Here is a 20,906-nt window from a genome sequence, read left to right on the forward strand (position 1 = left end):
CGGGCGCTGTCGGGCTTCAATGGCGCGTGGATTGCGACGCGACCAAGGCAGCGTCCGCCCGTGCCTCAATAGGCGTTGCTGTGGACCGCGACCCGGACCGTCATCACCAGGATCTTGATGTCGAGCCAGAGCGACCAGTCGTTGATGTATTCGAGATCGGCCGCGACGCGGCGCTCGATGTCCTCGCGGCTGTGGGTCGCGCCGCGCAGGCCGCGCACCTGCGCGAGGCCGGTCACGCCCGGCTTCATCGCGTGGCGGCTCCAGTATTCCGGCACCAACTCCCAGAACAGCGCTCCCTCGGCGCGCGAGCCGAGCGCGTGCGGGCGCGGCCCGACGAGGCTCATGTCGCCCAGCAGCACGTTGAAGAGCTGCGGCAGCTCGTCGAGGCTCGTGCGCCGCAGGAAGCCGCCGATCCGGGTGATCCGTGAATCGCCGCGCGAGGCCGAGATGCCGCCGTGCTTGTCGGTGAGGTCGGTGCGCATGGTGCGCAGCTTGAAGCAGCGATAGGTGCGGTTGTTGCGCCCGGTGCGGTCCTGCACGAACAGGGCGGGCCCGGGCGAATCGAGCTTCACCAGCACCGCGCAGACGGCGATGACCGGGCCGGCGACCAACAGCATGCCGCTCGCCACCAGAAGATCGAACATCCGCTTGAGCAGGCGCTCGCCGAGATTGAGCGGACCTCGCGAGACGACGAGCGTGGTGTGGTCCTCCCAGCGCGAGAGCGCGATCGGGCGCACTTCGCCGAGATCCGCCACCACTTCGGCGTCGACGCCGGTCTGGCGCATCGCCTCGGTCCAGGCCAGTCGCTCGCCGGAGTCGGAAAAGGCCAGCACGACGCGGTCGGCATCGCGGACCGCGTGGCCGAGGCGGTCGAAGAAGCGCGGGTCCGCGAGCTCCGGTACGATGCCCGCCCTGTGCACATCGACCAGGAAGGTCATCCGGTGGCCGGCGCGCCGCTCGAGCCCCTCCCCGTCGGTCAGCACGACGATGCGCGGCTCGACGATCGAGCTCAGGGTCCGGCGGATCAGCCGCACGCCGACGAGGCGGAAGGCGGCGATCAGGAACATCGCCAGCACGATCGTCATGCCCGTCTGCAGGCGCGACAGCTCCTCGCCGACCTTGAGGCCGAAAGCGATGCTGAAGGTGATGGCCGAGGAGCCCACGATCGCCAGGAACGAGGTCAGCACCGACCGGCCGAGCGAACCCAGCACCGCGATCGAATAGGCGCGCAGCGCCAGCGCCATGACGAGGTAGGAGGGCGACAGCAGGACGAGCGACTGCACCCAGCTTCCCGCGCTCACATCGGAGAACCGCAGGAAGGCGCTCAGCACACCCGCCCCGCCGATGGCGGCGAGATCGACGGCGGCCGCGCCGACCATCAGCCCGCAGCGGATGACGTGCCGGTAGCGCTCCAGCCGCGCTACGTTGGCGAGGCGGCCGGCGGCCTGTTTCCGGTCCGGAACATCAAAGACGCTCAATTCGCTCACGGACGACCATCCCCCGCGCTCGTCCCGTTGCTGCCGGCGTATCCCGTGAACCAAGGCGCATTCCGATCCCGAAGACCACCCGACAGGCGAATACATTCACGGCGCGCGCTTGGTAAATGGCGGCCGGCCGCCATTTCCGCGGCAGGCCGGCTTCCGGATTCCCTCATGCAATGAGCGAATCCGAAAGGCGTACCGCCACGATACTCCTATACTCCAAAGGTAATAGGCGCTGCCAGAACGTCTGTCGACCCGATCAGCTTTCGGGCGCCTCGATGATGGGGTCGTAGTGCGTGGCGTCGAAGCCGAGCACGTTCCAGCTCTGCTGCATGTGCGGGGGCAGAGGGGCGGAGACGTCGATCATCCGGTCACCACGCGGATGGGGGATCACCAGCCGGCGCGCCAGCAGGTGCAGCCGGTTCTGAAGCCCGCCCGGCAGGGGCCAGTTCTCGATGTCGAAATATTTCGGATCGCCGACGATCGGGTGGCCGATATGGGCGGCGTGAGCGCGCAGCTGGTGGGTGCGCCCCGTCACCGGCTTCAGCGACAGCCAGGACATCTTCTGCGCGGCGTGGTCGACCACGGCGTAATAGGAGATGGCGTGGCTCGCCTCGTCGTCGCCGTGCCGCGCGATCCGCATCTTCTCGGCCGCGTCGTCCTTGGCGAGATAGGTGGAGATGCGCCCCTGCGCCGGCCGGGGAACGCCCGGGACCAGCGCCCAGTAGACCTTGCGGGCGGAACGCGAGCGGAAGGTCTTGGCCAGCGTCGAGGCCGCCAGCCGGCTCTTCGCCACCAGCAGGATGCCCGACGTGTCCTTGTCGATGCGGTGGACCAGGCGCGGCTTCTGCCCGTCCTCCCGGCGCAGCGCCTCCAGCATGCCGTCGACATGGCGATAGGTGCCCGAGCCACCCTGCACGGCGAGGCCGTAGGGCTTGTTGAGCACCAGCACGTCGCGGTCCTCGTAGAGCGTCATCGCCTTGAGCGCGCTCGCGTCCTTGTCGTCGGCGCTGGCGCGGCGCACCGCCGGCGCCGCGATCGCCCCGCCAGGCGACGTTGGCCGGGGGGGACGCACGCCGGGCGCCGTGCCCGCCTCCGCATGCTCCTGCGCGTCGAGATAATCCGCCGCCGAGAGCTGCGCCTTCTCCTCCAGCGGGGGAATGCGGACGGCCTGGCCGGCGGAAAGCCGGGTGTTGGTCTTCACCCGGCCGCCATCGACGCGCACCTGCCCGCTGCGCAGCAGCTTCTGCAGGTGCCCGAAGGAAAGGTCGGGGAAATGCGTCTTGAACCAGCGGTCGAGGCGCATGCCCTCTTCATCGCTGTCGACGTGTCGTGTGACGACGGCCATCGTGTGTGTTCTCCTCGCCCCAGCACATAGCCGAGACGAGGCCCCGCGTCACGCGACCGCGCGCACCAGCGCCAAGCCACCGAACACGGCGGCCAGCGAGACGATGACCGATCCACCGACATAGAGCGCCGCCAGCCACACCTCGCCGCGCTCGGCGAGGATGGCGGCGTCGAGGGAGAAGGAGGAGAACGTGGTGAACCCGCCCAGCAGGCCGGTGACGACGAAGAAGCGGGCATGGCCGGCCCACATGTGCTCGACCCGCATGGTCAGCCAGCCGGCGGCGCATCCGATGATGAAGCTGCCCACCACGTTGACGAGGAAGGTCCCGAACGGAAACGCCGTGCCGAACATGCGGATGGACGCCATGCCGACGGCGTTTCTCAGCACGCCGCCGATCCCGGCGCCGAGGAAGATAAGGAACAGACCGCTCATCGTCATGGCTTCCCCTTACCTCTCCTGCCGCTCCGCGCGCAAGCGGGCCCAGTAGTCGAGGCGCTTGCGGATCTCGCGCTCGAAACCGCGCTCCACCGGCTCGTAGAAGTGCTGGCGGCCCAGCTTGTCGGGAAAATAGTTCTGCCCGGAGAACGCGTCGGGCGCGTCGTGGTCGTAGTCGTAGCCCGAGCCATAGCCTTCCTGCCGCATCAGCTTGGTCGGCGCGTTGAGGATGTGCTTGGGCGGCACCAGCGAGCCGCCCTCCTTCGCCACCCTCAGCGCCTGCTTCCAGGCGGTGTATACGGCGTTCGATTTCGGCGCGGTTGCCAGATAGACCGCCGCCTGCGCCAGCGCGAGCTCGCCCTCGGGCGAACCGAGAAAATCGTAGGTGTCCTTCGCCGCATTGGCGACCACCAGCGCCTGCGGGTCGGCGTTGCCGATATCCTCGGACGCCATCCGCACCAGCCGGCGGGCAAGGAAGAGCGGGTTCTCGCCGGCATCGATCATGCGCGCCAGCCAGTACAGCGCCGCGTCCGGGTCCGAGCCGCGCACCGACTTGTGCAGCGCCGAGATGAGGTTGTAGTGCCCGTCCTCGCTCTTGTCGTAGATCGGGGCGCGGCGCTGGACGATCTCCTGCAGCTTGGCGCCGTCGAACACTTCGCCCGGCCGCGCCGCACGCCACGCCTCCTCGGCCAGTGTCAGCGCCGCCCGCCCGTCGCCGTCCGCCATCCGCACCAGCACCGCCCGCGCGTCCGTGTCGAGCGGCAGGGGGCGGCCCTCGAGCTCCTCGGCCCGGCCGAGCAGCCGGTCGATCGCCTCCTCGCCGAGGGCGCGGAAGGTGAGCACGCGGGCGCGCGAGAGTAGAGCCGCGTTGAGCTCGAAGGACGGATTCTCGGTGGTGGCACCGACCAGCGTGACGGTGCCGTCCTCCATCACCGGCAGGAAGCTGTCCTGCTGGGCGCGGTTGAAGCGATGGATCTCGTCGACGAACAGCAGCGTGCCCCGGCCGAGCGCGCGGCGCCCGCGCGCCGCCTCGAACACCTTCTTCAGGTCGGCGACGCCGGTGAAGATGGCCGAGACCTGCTCGAAATCGAGATCGGTCGAATGCGCAAGCAGCCGGGCGACGGTCGTCTTGCCCGTCCCGGGCGGTCCCCAGAAGATGAGCGAGCCCAGCGAATGGCTCTCGATCATGCGGGTGAGGATGCCGTCCGGGCCGGTCAGGTGCTCCTGTCCGACCACCTCGGAGAGCTGACGCGGCCGGAGCCGGTCGGCCAGCGGCCGCGGCGCGGTGGTTTCAAGCCCGGCGCTGGCAAAGAGGTCGTCAACCAAGGAAGCCTCATCCCGGAAGCATGGCGGTGAGCGTGCGCCCGCCGCGCTGCAGCGTAATGCGCCACACCCGCGAGGGCGAGGCGGTGGCGCGCACCAGATCGTCGGTGCGCTCGATGCGCTCGCCATTCACCTCGACCAGCACATCGCCGACCTTCAGATTGGTGAGGTCCGCGGGCGAGCCATCGGCGACGGCGGTCACCACCACGCCCTTGTCCGGCTCGACCGTGCGCAGCTCCTCCGCCACGGCCGGCGACAGGTTGACCACGGTGGCGCCGGCGAGCGGCGAGCGACCGTCGAGCACGCGCTCCTCGCGCGGCACGGTCTCGGGCGCGGCCTCGAGCGGGAGCGAGAGCTCCATCTTCTTGCCCTGCCGCACCACGGCCACCTCGACCTTGCCGCCGAGCGGGCGGGTGGCGAAGCGATAGCCGAAGGCGTCCGGGTCGTCGGTCTCCTGCCCGGCGATGCCGGTGATGAGGTCGCCGACCTTCAGCCCGCCGAGCGCCGCCGGACTGCCGGGCACCACGCTCTGCACCAGCGAGCCGACCGGGCGCGGCAGGTCCAGCCCCTCGGCGATGTCCGGCGTCACCCGCTGGAGCTGGGCGCCGAGCCAGGGGCGGCGCACCGACTTGCCACCGCTCAGCACCGATTGCAGCACCACGCGCACCATGTCGGCGGGAATCGCGAAGCCAATGCCCTGCGAGCCGCCCGAGCGCGAGAAGATCGCCGTGTTGATGCCGATGACGCGACCGGCCGTGTCCACCAGCGCGCCGCCGGAATTGCCGGGATTGATGGCCGCGTCGGTCTGGATGAAGAACTGATAGTCGGTGATGCCGACCTGGGTGCGCGCGAGCGCCGAGACGATGCCCTGCGTCACCGTCTGGCCGACACCGAACGGGTTGCCGATGGCAAGCACGATGTCGCCGACCTGAAGATCGTCGGACGAGCCGAGCTCGGCGGAGGGGAAGTCGCCCTTGCCGCCCTTCAGCTTCAGAATCGCCAGATCCGTGCGCGGGTCGCGCAGCAGGATATCGGCGTCGTATTCGCGCTTGTCGGCCAGCGACACCCGCACCTCGTCGGCACCGTCGATGACGTGGTTGTTGGTGACCACCAGACCCGACGGGTCGACGATGACGCCCGAGCCGAGGGCGCGCTGGATGCGCTCGCTCGGTCCGCCGAAGCCGGGGCCGGAGGGAGCGCCGAAGAAGCGGCGGAAGAACGGGTCGTCGAGCAGCGACATGCCCCGGCGCTGGCGGACCGCCCGCATCGCGTAGACGTTGACGATGGCGGGCGCGGTGCGCGCCACCACGGGCGCGAAGCTGAGCGCGATCTCCGCCCGCGAGGTCGGCACCCGCGTCTGCCCGGGCGTCGCCATCGGCATCGGCGTGGGCGGCGTCGCCGGGCTGGGGGCCTGCGCCACAGCGGGCGCGATCAGGAGAAGGGTGGCGGTGAGGAAGCTGGCAAAACGGTTCATGGCCTCAGATATAGCCTTGGCTCCTTGGCGGAAAAAGGGTCGAGGGCCTTCACCGCCTCACTTCCGCGCCCTGCCCGTAGGCGAGCCATGCCCCCTGCCCCGGCACAAACAAAAAGGGGCAGCCAAGGCCGCCCCTTCGTCATGCCGTTGCGTCGCCCGGTGTCAGGCGGCGGCGGATTCTTCGGTCTTCGACGCCTCGTGACGGGCGAGGTCGGCGGCGCCCTTGGCGCTCTCGTCGCGGTCGACCAGCTCGATCACCGCGATCGGGGCCGAATCACCGTGCCGGAAGCCGGCCTTGATGATGCGGGTGTAGCCGCCGTTGCGCTCCTTGTAGCGCGGGCCGATGACGTCGAAGAGCTTGCGCACGACGGCAACGTCGCGCACCTCGGCGATCGCCTGGCGGCGCGCATGCAGCCCGCCACGCTTGCCGAGGGTGATCAGCTTCTCGACCACCGGGCGAAGGTCCTTCGCCTTCGGCAGCGTGGTGATGATCTGCTCATGGGTGATGAGCGCCTGCGCCATGTTGGCGAACATGGCCTTGCGGTGCTCAGCGGTCCGGTTGAACCGGCGATATGCCTTGCCGTGGTTCATGACGACTAAATCCTAAGGTGCGACGGCCTTCGAGCCGGGTAATGGATGTGACGGCTCGAACGCCGCGTTCAGTGCTCAGTAGTGATCTTCGAACCGCTTGGCGAGATCCTCGATGTTCTCCGGCGGCCAGCCCGGCACTTCCATGCCGAGGTGCAGGCCCATGCTGGCGAGAACTTCCTTGATCTCGTTCAGCGACTTGCGGCCGAAGTTCGGGGTCCGGAGCATCTCCGCCTCGGTCTTCTGGATCAGGTCGCCGATATAGACGATGTTGTCGTTCTTCAGGCAGTTCGCCGAACGAACCGACAGCTCGAGCTCGTCGACCTTCTTCAGCAGCGCCGGGTTGAAGGGCAGCTCCTGCATGGCCGGGCTCTCGGCCTCGCGCTTGGGCTCCTCGAAGTTCACGAAGATCTCAAGCTGGTCCTGCAGAATGCGCGCGGCATAGGCCAGCGCGTCCTCGGGACCGATCGAGCCGTTGGTCTCGATGGTCATGGTCAGCTTGTCGAAGTCGAGGATCTGGCCCTCGCGGGTGTTCTCGACCTTGTAGGAGACCTTCTTGACCGGCGAGTAGAGGCTATCGACCGGGATCAGGCCGATCGGCGCGTCCTCGGGACGGTTGCGGTCGGCGGCGACATAGCCCTTGCCGGTGTCGACCGTGAACTCCATGCGGATCTCGGCGCCGTCGTCGAGCGTGCACAGCACGAGCTCGGGGTTCAGCACCTGGATGTCGCCGACGGTCTGGATGTCGCCGGCGGTGACGATGCCCGGACCCTGCTTCTTGACGACCATGCGCTTGGCACTGTCGCCGACCATCTTGATGGCGATGTCCTTGATGTTGAGGACGATGTCCGTCACGTCCTCACGCACGCCGGGGATCGACGAGAACTCGTGCAGCACGCCGTCGATATGCACCGACGTCACCGCCGCGCCCTGGAGCGAGGACAGCAGGATGCGACGCAGCGCATTGCCGAGCGTCTGGCCGAATCCACGCTCGAGCGGCTCGGCGACAACCGTCGCGAAGCGCTTCGCATCGCCGCCGACCGAAACCTCGAGCTTCTCGGGCTTGATCAGCTCTTGCCAGTTCTTCTGAATCACTTGCGTCACCCTTGCTTTCGACGGCCCCCGGACGAAACCTCCGGGACGCGCCCCCGGCCGGGCCGGGAGGGAATGCCAAACGCGGCGTGCCCGGCGGCGCGCGACCGCGCCGCCCGGCCTAGCTAAAAATCAGACGCGCCGACGCTTGCGCGGGCGGCAGCCATTGTGCGGGATCGGCGTCACGTCGCGGATCGACGTCACCGTGTAGCCCGCGGCCTGGAAGGCGCGCAGCGCCGACTCGCGTCCCGAACCCGGGCCGGAAACCTCGACCTCGATGGTGCGCATGCCGTGCTCGGCGGCCTTGCGCGCGCAATCCTCGGCGGCGACCTGCGCCGCGTAGGGGGTCGACTTGCGCGAGCCCTTGAAGCCCATGGCACCCGCCGAGGACCAGGCAATGGTGTTGCCCTGCGCGTCGGTGATGGTGATCATGGTGTTGTTGAACGACGCATTCACATGCGCGACGCCCGACGCGATGTTCTTCCGCTCGCGACGCTTGATGCGGGCAGCTTCCTTAGCCATTTGATCTTCGATCCTTCAGGCGCGCCCGTCATTCCAGGCGCTCGGGACAATAGTCTTGAATGTCGAAACCGGCCGCTCATGCCGCCGGCGTGCAAAAGCGGGCCGAAGCCCGCCTCCTCACTTCTTCTTGCCGGCGATCGGCTTGGCCGGACCCTTGCGGGTACGCGCATTGGTGTGCGTACGCTGGCCGCGCACCGGCAGACCACGGCGATGGCGCAGGCCGCGGTAACAGCCGAGGTCCATCAGGCGCTTGATGTTCATCGACACTTCGCGGCGAAGGTCGCCCTCGACGATGTAATCGCGGTCGATGGTCTCACGGATCTGGAGCACTTCCTGATCGGTGAGCTGGTTCACGCGGCGCTCGGCCGGGATGCCGACCTTTTCCACGATCTCCGACGCGTTCTTCGCGCCGATGCCGTGAATGTACTGAAGCGCGATGACGACGCGCTTGTTGGTCGGGATATTGACGCCTGCGATACGGGCCACTGGCCGTCTCCATGTCGTCCGGCAAGCCGGAGGTTTACCTCACCTCGCGTCCGGTGGAGGCCGGCTCATGCGAGGATGCGCAAGGCGCCGCGCGACATCACCGCGTGATGTCGGCCCGCGACGCCCTTTCTAAGTGAAGCGCGGCACATAGAGCGATTCTGGCACCCTGTCAAGCCCGCGCGACCAATTCGGTCAGACGGCCTCGAGAATCTCCGAGATCGCCTGTTCCACCTCACCGATCGGCTTCATGCCGTCGACGGCCACCAGGAGCCCACGTTCGGCGTAATAAGGCGCCACGACCGCGGTGTCGCGGTTGAACGCCTCGAGCCGGGTCTTGAAGATTTCCGGATCGTCGTCCCGGCGCACCGGCTCGCCACGCTCGGTGGCTTCGCGGGCGCGCTGCAGGATGCGGTCGACAAGCTTCGCCTGGTCGACCTTGAACTCGATCACCGCGTCGAGCTTCAGGCCCTTGGCGGCGAGCATGTCGTCCAGCGCCTTGGCCTGGGCGACCGTGCGCGGGAAACCGTCGAGGATGAAGCCCTTGGCGGCGTCCGGCTGCTCGATACGATCGGCGACGATGTCGATCACGATGTCATCCGACACGAGCTTGCCCGCGTCCATCACTTCCTTGGCACGCAGGCCGACGGGCGTTCCGTTACGCACCGCCTCGCGCAGCATGTCCCCGGTCGAGAGTTGCACGATGCCGTGCCGTGCGACCAGACGCTGCGCCTGAGTTCCCTTGCCCGCACCCGGCGGACCAAGAAGAATCAGCCTCATCGACGCTTCCCCCTGAGCTTGGCCTTCTTGACCAGCCCTTCATATTGATGCGCCAGCAAGTGCCCCTGGACCTGCGCAACCGTGTCCATGGTCACGCTCACCACGATCAGCAGCGACGTGCCCCCGAAGTAGAACGGAACCGCAGCATACGAGATCAGTATCTCGGGGAACAGGCAGACGATCGCTAGGTAAGCCGCACCGATGACGGTGATGCGAGTCAGCACATAGTCGATATACTCGGCCGTGCGCTCACCCGGACGGATACCGGGGATGAAGCCGCCATGCTTCTTGAGGTTGTCCGCCGTCTCCGTCGGATTGAAGACGATCGCGGTGTAGAAGAAGCAGAAGAACACGATCAGCGCCACGTAGAGCAGCATGAACAGCGGCTGGCCGTGCCCGATCAGCGCCGTGACCGTGGTGAGCCATTCCGGCCCGCGGCCCTGCATGAAGCTGGCGACCGTGGTCGGGATCAGCAGCAGCGAGGAGGCGAAGATCGGCGGGATGACGCCCGAGGTGTTGAGCTTCAGCGGCAGGTGCGACGACTGGCCGTCATAGACCTTGTTGCCCACCTGGCGTTTTGGATACTGGATCAGCAGCCGGCGCTGGGCGCGCTCCATGAACACGATGAACATGATCACCGCCACGACCATCAGGATCACAGCGAGGATGATGCCGGTGGACAGGGCGCCCTGACGACCGAGTTCCAGCGTGTTCGCGGTCGCCGAAGGCAGCTCCGCGACGATGCCGGCGAAGATGATCAGCGAGATGCCGTTGCCGATGCCGCGCGAGGTGATCTGCTCGCCCAGCCACATCAGGAACATGGTGCCGCCGGTCAGCGTGATCACGGTCGAGATGCGGAAGAACCAGCCGGGATCCGAGACCACCGAGCCCGAGCCCTCGAGTCCGACGGCGATGCCGTAGGACTGGAACACGGCGAGCACCACCGTGAGGTAGCGCGTGTACTGGTTGATGGTCTTGCGGCCCGCCTCGCCTTCCTTCTTCAGCGCCTCCAGCGTCGGGGAGACGGTGGTCAGCAGCTGGATGATGATCGAGGCGGAGATGTACGGCATGATGTTCAGGGCGAAGATCGCCATGCGCGAGACCGCGCCGCCCGAGAACATGTTGAACAGGCCGATGATGCCCTGCTGCGCGGTGTTGAACACGTCCGCAAGCGCATCCGGGTTGATGCCGGGCATCGGAATGTAGGTGCCGAGCCGATAGACGAGAAGCGCACCCAGCGTAAACCAGATGCGCTTCTTCAGTTCTTCGGCCTTCGCGAGAGCACCGAAATTGAGGTTCGACGCGAGCTGTTCCGCTGCCGAGGCCATGAGGCTTCGCTCCCTCGCTGTGCCCTGAAGGACTTTGTAGGTAGGCCTGACTTAAGCGTCAGGCCGCCGTTTCACCAGCCTTGGCCTTGGACGCGAGCAGCGTCACAGTGCCGCCGGCCTTCTCGATCGCTTCGACCGCCGACTTCGTGGCGTGGGCGACCTCGAGCGTCACCTTCGCCTTCAGCTCGCCGCCGCCGAGCACCCGCACGCCCGCCTTGGCGCGGCGCAGCACGCCCGCCTCGACCAGGGCCGCCTGGGTGACCGCCGTGCCGGCGTCCAGCTTGCCCGCATCGATCGCGGTCTGGATGCGGCCGAGGGAGACCTCGTTCCAGTCCAGCGCGAAGATGTTGTTGAAGCCGCGCTTGGGCAGGCGACGATGGATCGGCATCTGGCCGCCCTCGAAGCCCTTGATCGCGACGCCGGTGCGCGAGGTCTGACCCTTCACGCCACGCCCGCCGGTCTTGCCCTTGCCGGAGCCGATGCCGCGGCCGACGCGCATGCGCTTCTTGCGCGCGCCGTCATTGTCCTTGATCTCGTTGAGGCTCATCGCCAGTCTCCTTCGGCGCCGTCAGGCTTCGACGACGCGGACGAGGTGGCGGACCTTCTGGATCATGCCACGCACGGCCGGGGTGTCTTCGAGCGTCGAGCGACGCCCAAGCTTGTTGAGGCCGAGACCGACGAGCGTCGCCCGCTGCTCCTGGGGGCGGCGGATCGGGCTGCCGACCTGCTCGACCGTGACCGTCTTGCTGCTGTTCGCCATGATAAGCTCCACTACCTCTCAGGGCGTCAGTCGGTCGCTTCGGCGTCGTCGACGCGGCGGCGGGACTGAAGCTGCGACACCTTCAGGCTGCGGCGCGCGGCCACGAGGCGCGGGCTGTCCTGGTTCTTCAGCGCGTCGAAGGTGGCGCGCACCATGTTGTACGGGTTGGACGAGCCGAACGACTTCGCCACCACGTCCTGCATGCCGAGCGTCTCGAAGACGGCGCGCATCGGGCCGCCCGCGATGATGCCCGTACCGGCCGGAGCCGCGCGCAGGATCACCTTGCCGGCGCCGTGATGGCCATGCACGTCATGGTGCAGGGTCCGGCCCTCGCGCAACGGCACGCGGATCAGCGCGCGCTTGGCGGCTTCCGTCGCCTTGCGGATCGCCTCCGGCACCTCACGGGCCTTGCCGTGGCCGAAGCCGACGCGGCCCTTCTGGTCGCCGACAACCACCAGGGCGGCGAAGCCGAAGCGACGGCCACCCTTCACAACCTTCGCGACACGGTTGATGTGGACCAGCTTGTCCACGAACGTGTTGTCGCGATCCTCGCGTTCACGCTCACGTTCACGAGCCATGATCTTATCCTCGTCGTTCTGCGGGGGGATCCCGCTCGTGATCTCAGAAGTTGAGACCGCCCTCGCGGGCGGCATCGGCGAGCGCCTTGACGCGGCCGTGATAGATGAAGGCGCCGCGGTCGAAGACCACGTCCTTCACACCGGCTGCGACGGCGCGCTCCGCCACGAGCTTGCCGATCGCCTGCGCCGCGGCGACATCCGCGCCGGTCTTCAGGCTCTCCCGCAGGGTCTTCTCAAGCGACGAGGCGGCGGCGATCGTCACGCCGCGTGCATCGTCGATGACCTGCGCGTAGATGTGCTTCGACGAGCGATGCACCGAGAGGCGCGGCCGCCCGTTCGCCGTCGTGCGAAGAGCACGACGGACACGCGCCTTGCGGCGCTCGGTAGCGTCCTTGTACTGGGCCATGGTTCGAATCCGTTACTTCTTCTTGCCTTCCTTGCGGAAGATGAACTCGTCGGCGTACTTGACGCCCTTGCCCTTGTAGGGCTCGGGGCCACGGTACTTGCGGATCTCGGCGGCGACCTGACCGACCTTCTGGCGGTCGATGCCGGACACGATGATCTCCGTCGGCCGCGGCGTGACGATCTGGATCCCTTCCGGGATCGGATAGTTCACGTCGTGGCTGAAGCCGAGCGCCAGGTTCAGGGACTTGCCCTGCACCGCGGCGCGATAGCCGACGCCGTTGATCTCGAGCTTCTTCTCGAAGCCCTTCGTGACACCCTCGACCAGATTGGCGACGAGGGTGCGCGACAGGCCCCACATGGACTTGTGGCGGTTGGTCTCGCCGCGAAGCGAGAACAGGATGGCCCCGTTCTCCATCTTCACGCCGATCTCGTCGACCACGTTCACTTCCAGGGCGCCCTTGGGGCCCTTCACCTTGACCGTCTGGCCGTCAACCGAAGCGGTGACGCCGGCGGGAATCTCGATGGGCGCTTTGCCGATCTTGGACATTGCTCTCTCTCCCTCCAGGTCAGAAGACCGTGAAGAGGACCTCGCCGCCCACGTTCTTCTCGCGGGCTTCGTGGTCCGCCATCACGCCCTGGGGCGTGGAGACGACAGCGACGCCGAGACCGTTGGCGACGCGCGGAAGGGTCTTGACCGACGAATAGACCCGCCGGCCAGGCTTGGAAACGCGGGCGATCTCGCGGATCACCGGCTCACCGTCATAGTACTTGAGCTCGATCTCGAACTCGCTGCGGCCGTTGACCGGCTCCGAGGCGGAATAGCCGCGGATGAAGCCTTCGGCGGTCAGCACTTCGAGCACGCTCGCACGCAGGCGCGAACCGGGGGTGGAGATCTTCTCCTTGCGCCGCATCTGCGCATTGCGGATGCGGGTGATCAGATCGCCGATCGGATCAGTCGTGGACATGGACCGGCCTCCTCACCAGCTCGACTTGACGAGGCCGGGCACCTGGCCCAGCGAACCGAGTTCGCGCAGCGCGATACGGCTCATCTTCAGCTTGCGGTAATAGGCACGCGGGCGCCCGGTGACTTCGCACCGGTTGCGGATGCGCACCTTCGCCGAATTGCGCGGGAGCTCCGCCAGCTTGAGGACCGCGGCGAAACGCTCCTCGATCGGCAGCTCCTTGTCATTAACCAGGGCCTTGAGACGAGCCCGCTTGCCGGCATAGTTCTTCACCAGCTTGCGACGATGCTCGTTCTTCTCGACCGCGCTCTTCTTCGCCATATGCTCTGCTCCTAGTCTCCGCGTTTGGGGCCTGGCCCCACGGCCGGAAGGGGATGCTTACTGACGGAACGGGAAGTTGAAGGCCTTCAGAAGCGCGCGCGCTTCCTCGTCCGTCTTCGCCGTCGTGCAGACGATGATGTCCATGCCCCACATCTGATCAACCTTGTCGTAGTTGATCTCGGGGAACACGATGTGCTCCTTGATGCCCATGGCGTAGTTGCCGTGGCCATCGAAGCTCTTGGGGTTCAGCCCACGGAAGTCGCGAACGCGCGGCAGGGCGATGTTCACGAGCCGGTCGACGAACTCGTACATGCGCACCTTGCGCAGCGTGACCTTGGTCCCGACCGGCTGGTTCTCGCGCAGGCGGAAGTTCGACACCGCCTTGCGGGCGCGGGTGATCACCGGCTTCTGGCCGGAGATCAGCGCCAGATCCGCCGCGGCAGTCTGCACCTTCTTGGAGTCCGCGGTCGCCTCGCCGACGCCCATGTTGATCACGATCTTCTCGATCGAGGGGACTTCCATGGCGTTTTTGTAGCCGAACTGCTCGACCATCTGCTGGCGGATGACCTCCTCGTAGTGGGACTTCATCCGCGGGGTGTAGCTCGTCTCAGCCATCGATCTTCTCCCCCGAGCGCTTGGCGACGCGCACCTTGGTGCCGTCCGCCTGCACAAGGAACCCGACGCGGGTCGGCTTGCCGTCCTTCGGATCGGCGTGCGCGATGTTCGACAGGTGGATGGGACCCTCCTTGGAGATGATCCCGCCTTCCTGGTTCGCGCTCTGCCGCTGGTGGCGCTTCACCATGTTCACGCCGCGCACCTTGGCGACGTTGTCCTTAGGAAGAACCTGGATGACCTCGCCGGTGCGGCCCTTGTCGCGGCCGGCGAGGACGACGACCTTGTCGCCCTTCTTGATCTTGGCGGCCATCACAGCACCTCCGGCGCCAGCGAAATGATCTTCATGTGGTTCTTCGCGCGCAGCTCGCGCGGAACCGGCCCGAAGATACGCGTGCCGACCGGCTCCTTGTTGTTGTTGATCAGCACCGCCGCATTGCGGTCGAAGCGGATCACCGAACCGTCGACGCGATGGATGTCCTTGGCGGTGCGCACCACGACCGCCTTCATCACATCGCCCTTCTTCACGCGGCCGCGCGGAATCGCTTCCTTCACCGACACCACGATGATGTCGCCGACATGAGCGTACTTGCGCTTCGAACCGCCAAGCACCTTGATGCACATGACGCGACGCGCACCGGAATTGTCCGCCACGTCGAGATTGGTCTGCATCTGGATCATGACGCACCTATTTCTCGCAAAAACGGTGCTCGCCCGAAGAGCGGCGCACCCTCAACCCCGTTTCCGGGAAGCTCCGACGGAAAAGCTCAGACCTCGGCCCGCTTCTCACCCTGGACGACGATCCAGTTCTTCAGCTTGGACAAGGGGCGGTGCTCCTCGATCCATACCGTGTCGCCTTCCTTCCACGTATTTCCCTCGTCATGGGCGTGGTACTTCTTGGAACGGCGAACGGTCTTCTTCAGCAGCGGATGGGTGAAACGGCGCTCGACACGGACCACGACGGTCTTGTCCTGCTTGTCGCTCACCACGACGCCCTGCAGCAAACGCTTTGGCATCGCCCTCTCCTCACTTAGCCTTGGCCGCCGAAGCGGCCTTCTGCGCCTGGATCGTCTTGACCCGCGCGACATCGCGGCGGATCTGACGCACCCGCGCCGTGTTCTCGAGCTGGCCGGTCGCCTTCTGGAACCGGAGGTTGAACTGCTCCTTCTTGAGCGAAAGAAGCTCGTCGGAGAGTTCGTCGGCCGTCTTGGTCCGGAAATCGGTTGCCTTGGTCATCATTCCCTCCGTCACTCGGCGATCCGCTCGACGAAGCGCGTCTTGACCGGCAGCTTCGCGGCAGCGAGGCGCAGCGCCTCGCGCGCGATGTCCTGGCTGACGCCGTCGATCTCGAACATGATGCGGCCGGGCTTGATCTTGGCGGCCCAGTAGTCCGGGGCGCCCTTACCCTTACCCATACGCACTTCGGTCGGCTTGGAGGAAACCGGCACATCCGGGAAGACGCGGATCCACACACGGCCCGCACGCTTCATGTGACGGGTCATCGCGCGACGCGCGGCTTCGATCTGGCGCGCAGTGATGCGCTCCGGTTCAACGGCCTTCAGCCCGAACTGGCCGAAGTTGAGGTCAGTCCCGCCCTTGGCGACGCCGTGAATGCGCCCCTTGAACTGCTTGCGGAACTTCGTGCGCTTTGGTTGCAGCATGTCGCGCCTCTTATTCCTTCTCTACGCCACTCACGCCGCGTCGCGGCGCGAGGAGCGACCACCCGAGGGCTCACCATCCGCCTGGCGCTTGTCCTGCGCCATCGGATCGTGCTCGAGAATCTCACCCTTGAAGATCCAGACCTTGACACCGCAGGTGCCGTAGGTCGTGAAGGCCGTGGCCGTACCGTAATCCACGTCCGCGCGCAAGGTGTGAAGCGGCACGCGCCCTTCACGATACCATTCCAGACGCGCAATCTCCGCGCCGCCGAGACGGCCCGCGCAGTTGATACGAATGCCTTCCGCGCCGAGACGCATCGCCGACTGGACGGCGCGCTTCATGGCGCGGCGGAACGCCACACGGCGCTCGAGCTGCTGGGCGATCGATTCGGCGACGAGCCGCGCGTCGATCTCCGGCTTGCGGATCTCGACGATGTTGATGAAGACTTCCGAGTCGGTCATCTCGGAAACCTTCTTGCGCAGCTTGTCGATGTCGGCGCCCTTCTTGCCGATCACCACGCCCGGACGCGCCGAGTGGATGGTGACGCGGCACTTCTTGTGCGGACGCTCGATCACGATCTTCGACACCGCAGCCTGCTTCAGCAGCTTCTGCAGCATCTCGCGGATCTTGATGTCCTCGTGCAGCAGCTCGCCATATTCGCCCTTGCCGGCGAACCAGCGCGAATCCCAGGTGCGGTTGATGCCGAGCCGCAGCCCGACCGGGTTGACCTTCTGACCCATCAGGCTTTCTCCTCGACTTCACGCACCACGATGGTGATGTGCGAGAACGGCTTCTCGATGCGGCTGGCCCGCCCGCGGGCACGCGCCGCGAAGCGCTTCATGACCAGCCCCTTGCCGACATGAGCCTCGGCGACGATCAGATCGTCGACGTCGAGCTCATGGTTGTTCTCGGCATTCGCGATGGCCGATTCCAGGCACTTCTTCACGTCGCCCGCGATCCGCTTGCGGGAGAACTGCAGGTCGGCGAGCGCGGTCGCGACCTTCTTCCCCCGGATCAGGCCGGCGACGAGGTTGAGCTTCTGGGGGCTCACGCGCAGATTGCGTACAACCGCCTTGGCTTCCGTATCCGCGAGCGCGCGCGGACGAGCTGCCTTACCCATGATGCTGCCTCTACTTGCGCTTGGCTTTCTTGTCCGCAGCGTGCCCGTAATAGGTGCGGGTCGGAGCGAACTCGCCGAACTTGTGGCCCACCATGTCCTCGGTCACCGAGACCGGGACGTGCTTGTTGCCGTTGTAAACGCCGAAGGTGATCCCGACGAACTGCGGCAGGATCGTGGAGCGGCGGCTCCAGATCTTGACGACGTCGTGACGACCCGAGCTGCGCGCGGCTTCCGCCTTCTTGAGGAGGTAGCCGTCGACGAACGGACCTTTCCAGACCGATCGAGACATTGTTCAGTTCCCCTCGCTCACTTCTTGCGGGCGTGCCGGCTGGACACGATGAACTTGGTGGTCGACTTGTTCTTCCGGGTCCGCTTGCCCTTGGTGGGGAAGCCCCACGGGGTGACCGGATGACGACCGCCCGAGGTACGGCCCTCGCCGCCACCGTGTGGGTGGTCGACGGGGTTCATGGTGACGCCGCGGTTATGCGGGCGGCGGCCCAGCCAGCGCTTGCGGCCGGCCTTGCCCAGGTTGGTGTTCATGTGGTCCGGGTTGGACACCGCACCCACCGTGCCGCAGCACTCGCCATGCACCAGGCGCTGCTCGCCCGAGTTCAGCCGCAGGATCACGTAACCCTGGTCGCGGCCGACGATCTGAGCGTAGGAGCCGGCCGAACGCGCGATCTGCCCGCCCTTGCCGATCTTCAGCTCGATGTTGTGCACGATCGTGCCGACCGGCAGGTTGCCGAGCGGCGCCGTGTTGCCCGGCTTCACGTCCACGGTCTTGGACGACAGCACGCGGTCGCCAATGGCGAGACGCTGCGGGGCCAGGATGTAGGACAGCTCGCCGTCGTCATACTTGATGAGCGCGATGAAGGCGGTGCGGTTCGGATCGTACTCGATACGCTCCACCGTCGCGCCGACATCGCGCTTGGTGCGCTTGAAGTCGACGAGGCGGTACGCCTGCTTGTGCCCGCCGCCGCGGAAGCGGACGGTCACGCGGCCATTGTTGTTGCGGCCGCCGGCTTCCGACTTGCCCTCGGTCAGCGTCTTGACCGGCTTGCCCTTGTACAGGCCCGAGCGGTCGACGATGACGAGCTGGCGAAGGCCCGGCGTTACCGGCTTGAAGGTTTTGAGCGCCATGTCTCCGATCCCTTATCCCCGGCTCACAGACCCGTCGTGATGTCGATGGAATGGCCCTCGGCGAGGGTCACGACCGCCTTCTTCACGTCGTTCTGCACGCCCTTGCGGCCCTTGAAGAACTTCGTCTTCCCCTTGCGGACCAGCGTGTTGACGCTCTCGACCTTCACGTCGAAGAGCTTCTCGACCGCCTCTTTGATCTGCGGCTTGGTAGCCGACAGCGCAACCTTGAAGACGACCTTGTTGTGCTCGGACGCCATCGTGGCCTTCTCGGTGATGACCGGGGACACGATCACGTCGTAATGGCGCGGATCGAGGCTCATTTGAAACGCGCCTCCAGAGCATCGACAGCTGCCTTCGTCAGCACCAGGGTCTGACGACGCAGGATGTCGTAGACGTTGATGCCCTGCACGGGCAGCACGTCGAGGTGAGTGACATTGCGCGAGGCGAGGCCGAAATTGGCATCCACCTCGGCACCCGAAACCACGAGCGCGTTGGCAAGGCCGAGACCCGCCAGCCGCTCCTTGAGCAGCTTGGTCTTCGGCTCGCTCAGCACCGCGTCGTCGAGCACGATGATCTGCTGATCCTTCGCCTTCGAGGACAGCGCGTGCTTCAGCGCCAGGGCGCGCACCTTCTTCGGCAGATCGCTCGCATGGCTGCGGGCCACCGGACCGAACGCCTTGGCGCCGCCGCGGAACTGCGGCGCGGAAGCCGCGCCGTGACGGGCGCCGCCGGTGCCCTTCTGCTTGTACATCTTGCGCTTGGTGCGGTTGACGTCCGAGCGCGACAGGGTCTGGTGGGTACCAGCCTGGCGGCGCGAGAGCTGCCACACGACGCAGCGATGCAGGATGTCCTGGCGCGGCTCGAGACCGAAGATCTCGTCCGACAGGGTGACGGAACCGGCTTCGGCTCCGTCGAGAGTTTTGACGGCGAGTTCCATCACACGTTCTCCTCGGCCGCGGCCTCGACCACCGGCGCTTCGGCCGGGGCCTCATCGGCCGCCTGCTCGCCCGGCAGCCGGAACTTGCCCGGCTTCGGCGCCTCGGCCGGCAGCTTCTTCTTCACCGCGTCGGCGATCAGGATCCAGCCACCCTTGTTGCCCGGAACCGCGCCCTCGACCGCGATCAGACCGCGCTCGACATCGGTCAGCACGACCTTGAGGTTCTGCGTGGTGACGGTCTCGGCGCCGAGGTGACCCGGCATCTTCTTGTTCTTGAAGGTCTTGCCGGGGTCCTGACGACCGCCGGTCGAACCGATCGAACGGTGCGAGATCGACACGCCGTGGGTGGCACGAAGACCGCCGAAGTTATGGCGCTTCATGCCGCCGGCGAAGCCCTTACCGATCGAGGTGCCGGTCACGTCGACGAACTGGCCCACCACGAAGTGGTCCGCCGTCAGCTCGGCCCCGACCGGGATCAGCCCTTCCTCCTCGACGCGGAACTCCGCGAGCTTGCGCTTGGGCTCGACCTTCGCCACCGCGAAGTGCCCGCGCATGGCGCGCGTCGTGTTCTGCGGCTTGGCCTGGCCGACGCCAAGCTGAACCGCGACATATCCGTTCTTGTCGAGCGTCCGGTGGGCGACCACCTGGCAATTATCGACTTTCAGCACAGTGACCGGAATATGCTCGCCTGCATCGGTAAAGATGCGGGTCATTCCGACCTTCTGGGCGATGACGCCTGACCGCATGGCCGTGTCCCCTCGCCTTCTCTCAGAGCTTGATCTCGACGTCGACACCCGCGGCGAGGTCGAGCTTCATCAGCGCGTCCACCGTCTGGGGGGTCGGGTCGACTATGTCCAGCAGACGCTTGTGCGTCCGCATCTCGAACTGCTCGCGGGACTTCTTGTCCACGTGCGGTCCGCGATTGACCGTGAATTTCTCAATCCGCGTCGGCAGCGGAATGGGACCGCGAACCTGGGCGCCCGTACGCTTCGCCGTCGAGACGATCTCGCGGGTGGAAGCGTCCAGGATACGATGATCGAACGCCTTGAGGCGGATCCGAATGTTCTGGCCGTTCATTGACTTCAAGGCTCCCAGAGGGTTCGCCAAACTGGAACCCGCCCCGGCGGTCCGGGATCGGTTCCACGAAAAAGGGGCGCAGGACTACCCGGCGCCCCCCGGGATTGAATCGATCACTCGATGATGGCGGCGACGACGCCGGCACCGACGGTGCGGCCGCCCTCGCGGATGGCGAAGCGCAGCTTCTCTTCCATCGCGATCGGAACGATCAGATGAACGTCGACCGAGATGTTGTCGCCCGGCATCACCATCTCGGTGCCCTCGGGAAGCGTCACCACGCCCGTCACGTCCGTCGTGCGGAAGTAGAACTGCGGACGGTAATTGGTGAAGAACGGCGTGTGGCGGCCGCCCTCTTCCTTGGTCAGGATGTACGCCTCGGCCTTGAACTTGGTGTGCGGCTTCACCGAACCCGGCTTGCACACGACCTGGCCGCGCTCCACGTCCTCACGCTTGGTGCCGCGCAGAAGCACGCCGATGTTGT

33 protein-coding genes are annotated in these 20,906 nt (G+C 66.5%); all 33 read right to left on the bottom strand.

Annotated features, from left to right (window positions below; translation table 11 throughout):
- Positions 1 to 65: 65 nt before the first annotated feature.
- Complete coding sequence (locus NVS89_RS16425; protein WP_258733840.1) at positions 66 to 1,487, bottom strand: exopolysaccharide biosynthesis polyprenyl glycosylphosphotransferase; 1,422 nt, start codon at positions 1,485 to 1,487, stop codon at positions 66 to 68.
- Positions 1,488 to 1,740: 253 nt separating this feature from the next.
- Positions 1,741 to 2,829 (bottom strand): RluA family pseudouridine synthase, encoded by a 1,089-nt coding sequence (locus NVS89_RS16430; protein ID WP_258733841.1) that lies wholly within the window; start codon positions 2,827 to 2,829, stop codon positions 1,741 to 1,743.
- 48 nt (positions 2,830 to 2,877) lie between these two features.
- Positions 2,878 to 3,261: a fluoride efflux transporter CrcB gene (gene crcB / locus NVS89_RS16435; protein WP_258733881.1), complete on the bottom strand. Its 384-nt coding sequence runs from the start codon at positions 3,259 to 3,261 to the stop codon at positions 2,878 to 2,880.
- Positions 3,262 to 3,276: 15 nt separating this feature from the next.
- Complete coding sequence (locus tag NVS89_RS16440; protein ID WP_258733842.1) at positions 3,277 to 4,590, bottom strand: replication-associated recombination protein A; 1,314 nt, start codon at positions 4,588 to 4,590, stop codon at positions 3,277 to 3,279.
- Positions 4,591 to 4,597: 7 nt separating this feature from the next.
- Complete coding sequence (locus NVS89_RS16445; protein ID WP_258733843.1) at positions 4,598 to 6,061, bottom strand: DegQ family serine endoprotease; 1,464 nt, start codon at positions 6,059 to 6,061, stop codon at positions 4,598 to 4,600.
- 162 nt (positions 6,062 to 6,223) lie between these two features.
- Positions 6,224 to 6,652: a 50S ribosomal protein L17 gene (gene rplQ, locus NVS89_RS16450; protein WP_258733844.1), complete on the bottom strand. Its 429-nt coding sequence runs from the start codon at positions 6,650 to 6,652 to the stop codon at positions 6,224 to 6,226.
- Between the two features lie 75 nt (positions 6,653 to 6,727).
- Entirely contained in the window at positions 6,728 to 7,753 is a 1,026-nt protein-coding gene (locus tag NVS89_RS16455) for a DNA-directed RNA polymerase subunit alpha (RefSeq protein WP_374114589.1), read from the bottom strand.
- A 120-nt stretch (positions 7,754 to 7,873) separates the two neighbouring features.
- The gene (gene rpsK, locus NVS89_RS16460; protein ID WP_258733845.1) at positions 7,874 to 8,263 is read right to left on the bottom strand and encodes a 30S ribosomal protein S11; all 390 of its coding nucleotides are present in this window, start codon (positions 8,261 to 8,263) and stop codon (positions 7,874 to 7,876) included.
- 117 nt (positions 8,264 to 8,380) lie between these two features.
- The gene (gene rpsM / locus NVS89_RS16465; protein WP_258733846.1) at positions 8,381 to 8,749 is read right to left on the bottom strand and encodes a 30S ribosomal protein S13; all 369 of its coding nucleotides are present in this window, start codon (positions 8,747 to 8,749) and stop codon (positions 8,381 to 8,383) included.
- A 192-nt stretch (positions 8,750 to 8,941) separates the two neighbouring features.
- Positions 8,942 to 9,526, bottom strand: a complete 585-nt coding sequence (locus NVS89_RS16470; RefSeq protein ID WP_258733847.1) for an adenylate kinase — start codon at positions 9,524 to 9,526, stop codon at positions 8,942 to 8,944.
- On the bottom strand, positions 9,523 to 10,854 hold the full coding sequence (secY, locus tag NVS89_RS16475) for a preprotein translocase subunit SecY (RefSeq protein ID WP_258733848.1): 1,332 nt from the start codon (positions 10,852 to 10,854) through the stop codon (positions 9,523 to 9,525). The genes NVS89_RS16470 and secY overlap by 4 nt, the downstream gene beginning before the upstream one ends.
- Positions 10,855 to 10,912: 58 nt before the next feature.
- Entirely contained in the window at positions 10,913 to 11,401 is a 489-nt protein-coding gene (gene rplO / locus NVS89_RS16480) for a 50S ribosomal protein L15 (RefSeq protein ID WP_258733849.1), read from the bottom strand.
- Between the two features lie 21 nt (positions 11,402 to 11,422).
- A complete protein-coding gene (gene rpmD / locus NVS89_RS16485) occupies positions 11,423 to 11,614 on the bottom strand; it encodes a 50S ribosomal protein L30 (protein WP_258733850.1) in 192 nt (63 codons plus the stop codon).
- A gap of 26 nt (positions 11,615 to 11,640) precedes the next feature.
- Complete coding sequence (rpsE, locus tag NVS89_RS16490) at positions 11,641 to 12,192, bottom strand: 30S ribosomal protein S5 (RefSeq protein ID WP_152301896.1); 552 nt, start codon at positions 12,190 to 12,192, stop codon at positions 11,641 to 11,643.
- A 43-nt stretch (positions 12,193 to 12,235) separates the two neighbouring features.
- Entirely contained in the window at positions 12,236 to 12,598 is a 363-nt protein-coding gene (gene rplR / locus NVS89_RS16495; protein WP_258733851.1) for a 50S ribosomal protein L18, read from the bottom strand.
- Positions 12,599 to 12,610: 12 nt separating this feature from the next.
- Positions 12,611 to 13,144, bottom strand: coding sequence for a 50S ribosomal protein L6 (rplF, locus tag NVS89_RS16500; RefSeq protein WP_258733852.1), 534 nt, complete (start codon positions 13,142 to 13,144; stop codon positions 12,611 to 12,613).
- A 19-nt stretch (positions 13,145 to 13,163) separates the two neighbouring features.
- Complete coding sequence (gene rpsH / locus NVS89_RS16505; RefSeq protein WP_258733853.1) at positions 13,164 to 13,562, bottom strand: 30S ribosomal protein S8; 399 nt, start codon at positions 13,560 to 13,562, stop codon at positions 13,164 to 13,166.
- Between the two features lie 12 nt (positions 13,563 to 13,574).
- On the bottom strand, positions 13,575 to 13,880 hold the full coding sequence (rpsN, locus tag NVS89_RS16510) for a 30S ribosomal protein S14 (RefSeq protein WP_258733854.1): 306 nt from the start codon (positions 13,878 to 13,880) through the stop codon (positions 13,575 to 13,577).
- A 57-nt stretch (positions 13,881 to 13,937) separates the two neighbouring features.
- Positions 13,938 to 14,495, bottom strand: coding sequence for a 50S ribosomal protein L5 (rplE, locus tag NVS89_RS16515; RefSeq protein ID WP_258733855.1), 558 nt, complete (start codon positions 14,493 to 14,495; stop codon positions 13,938 to 13,940).
- Entirely contained in the window at positions 14,488 to 14,805 is a 318-nt protein-coding gene (gene rplX, locus NVS89_RS16520) for a 50S ribosomal protein L24 (RefSeq protein WP_258733856.1), read from the bottom strand. The genes rplE and rplX overlap by 8 nt, the downstream gene beginning before the upstream one ends.
- Positions 14,805 to 15,173, bottom strand: coding sequence for a 50S ribosomal protein L14 (gene rplN, locus NVS89_RS16525; protein WP_258733857.1), 369 nt, complete (start codon positions 15,171 to 15,173; stop codon positions 14,805 to 14,807). Before rplN ends, rplX begins: the two co-directional genes overlap by 1 nt.
- Positions 15,174 to 15,259: 86 nt before the next feature.
- Positions 15,260 to 15,508 carry a 30S ribosomal protein S17 gene (gene rpsQ / locus NVS89_RS16530; RefSeq protein WP_258733858.1) on the bottom strand — a complete coding sequence of 83 codons (249 nt, stop codon included), beginning with the start codon at positions 15,506 to 15,508 and terminating at the stop codon, positions 15,260 to 15,262.
- A gap of 10 nt (positions 15,509 to 15,518) precedes the next feature.
- Positions 15,519 to 15,728: a 50S ribosomal protein L29 gene (gene rpmC, locus NVS89_RS16535; RefSeq protein ID WP_258733859.1), complete on the bottom strand. Its 210-nt coding sequence runs from the start codon at positions 15,726 to 15,728 to the stop codon at positions 15,519 to 15,521.
- A gap of 11 nt (positions 15,729 to 15,739) precedes the next feature.
- Positions 15,740 to 16,153 (bottom strand): 50S ribosomal protein L16, encoded by a 414-nt coding sequence (gene rplP, locus NVS89_RS16540; protein ID WP_258733860.1) that lies wholly within the window; start codon positions 16,151 to 16,153, stop codon positions 15,740 to 15,742.
- A 30-nt stretch (positions 16,154 to 16,183) separates the two neighbouring features.
- Complete coding sequence (gene rpsC, locus NVS89_RS16545; RefSeq protein WP_258733861.1) at positions 16,184 to 16,891, bottom strand: 30S ribosomal protein S3; 708 nt, start codon at positions 16,889 to 16,891, stop codon at positions 16,184 to 16,186.
- Entirely contained in the window at positions 16,891 to 17,271 is a 381-nt protein-coding gene (gene rplV / locus NVS89_RS16550) for a 50S ribosomal protein L22 (RefSeq protein ID WP_258733862.1), read from the bottom strand. Before rplV ends, rpsC begins: the two co-directional genes overlap by 1 nt.
- Before the next feature lie 10 nt (positions 17,272 to 17,281).
- The gene (gene rpsS / locus NVS89_RS16555; RefSeq protein ID WP_258733863.1) at positions 17,282 to 17,560 is read right to left on the bottom strand and encodes a 30S ribosomal protein S19; all 279 of its coding nucleotides are present in this window, start codon (positions 17,558 to 17,560) and stop codon (positions 17,282 to 17,284) included.
- A gap of 17 nt (positions 17,561 to 17,577) precedes the next feature.
- Entirely contained in the window at positions 17,578 to 18,411 is an 834-nt protein-coding gene (gene rplB / locus NVS89_RS16560; RefSeq protein ID WP_258733864.1) for a 50S ribosomal protein L2, read from the bottom strand.
- A 23-nt stretch (positions 18,412 to 18,434) separates the two neighbouring features.
- Complete coding sequence (locus tag NVS89_RS16565) at positions 18,435 to 18,731, bottom strand: 50S ribosomal protein L23 (protein WP_213373167.1); 297 nt, start codon at positions 18,729 to 18,731, stop codon at positions 18,435 to 18,437.
- Positions 18,728 to 19,348, bottom strand: a complete 621-nt coding sequence (rplD, locus tag NVS89_RS16570) for a 50S ribosomal protein L4 (RefSeq protein ID WP_258733865.1) — start codon at positions 19,346 to 19,348, stop codon at positions 18,728 to 18,730. The genes NVS89_RS16565 and rplD overlap by 4 nt, the downstream gene beginning before the upstream one ends.
- The gene (gene rplC, locus NVS89_RS16575; protein WP_258733866.1) at positions 19,348 to 20,094 is read right to left on the bottom strand and encodes a 50S ribosomal protein L3; all 747 of its coding nucleotides are present in this window, start codon (positions 20,092 to 20,094) and stop codon (positions 19,348 to 19,350) included. The genes rplD and rplC overlap by 1 nt, the downstream gene beginning before the upstream one ends.
- A 22-nt stretch (positions 20,095 to 20,116) precedes the next feature.
- The gene (rpsJ, locus tag NVS89_RS16580) at positions 20,117 to 20,425 is read right to left on the bottom strand and encodes a 30S ribosomal protein S10 (protein ID WP_258733867.1); all 309 of its coding nucleotides are present in this window, start codon (positions 20,423 to 20,425) and stop codon (positions 20,117 to 20,119) included.
- Between the two features lie 113 nt (positions 20,426 to 20,538).
- The coding region (locus tag NVS89_RS16585) for an EF-Tu C-terminal domain-related protein (RefSeq protein ID WP_502550539.1) at positions 20,539 to 20,906 on the bottom strand (368 nt) is incomplete at its 5' end.

Source organism: Ancylobacter mangrovi (assembly GCF_024752355.1).
In the GTDB taxonomy this organism is placed as follows: domain Bacteria; phylum Pseudomonadota; class Alphaproteobacteria; order Rhizobiales; family Xanthobacteraceae; genus Ancylobacter; species Ancylobacter mangrovi.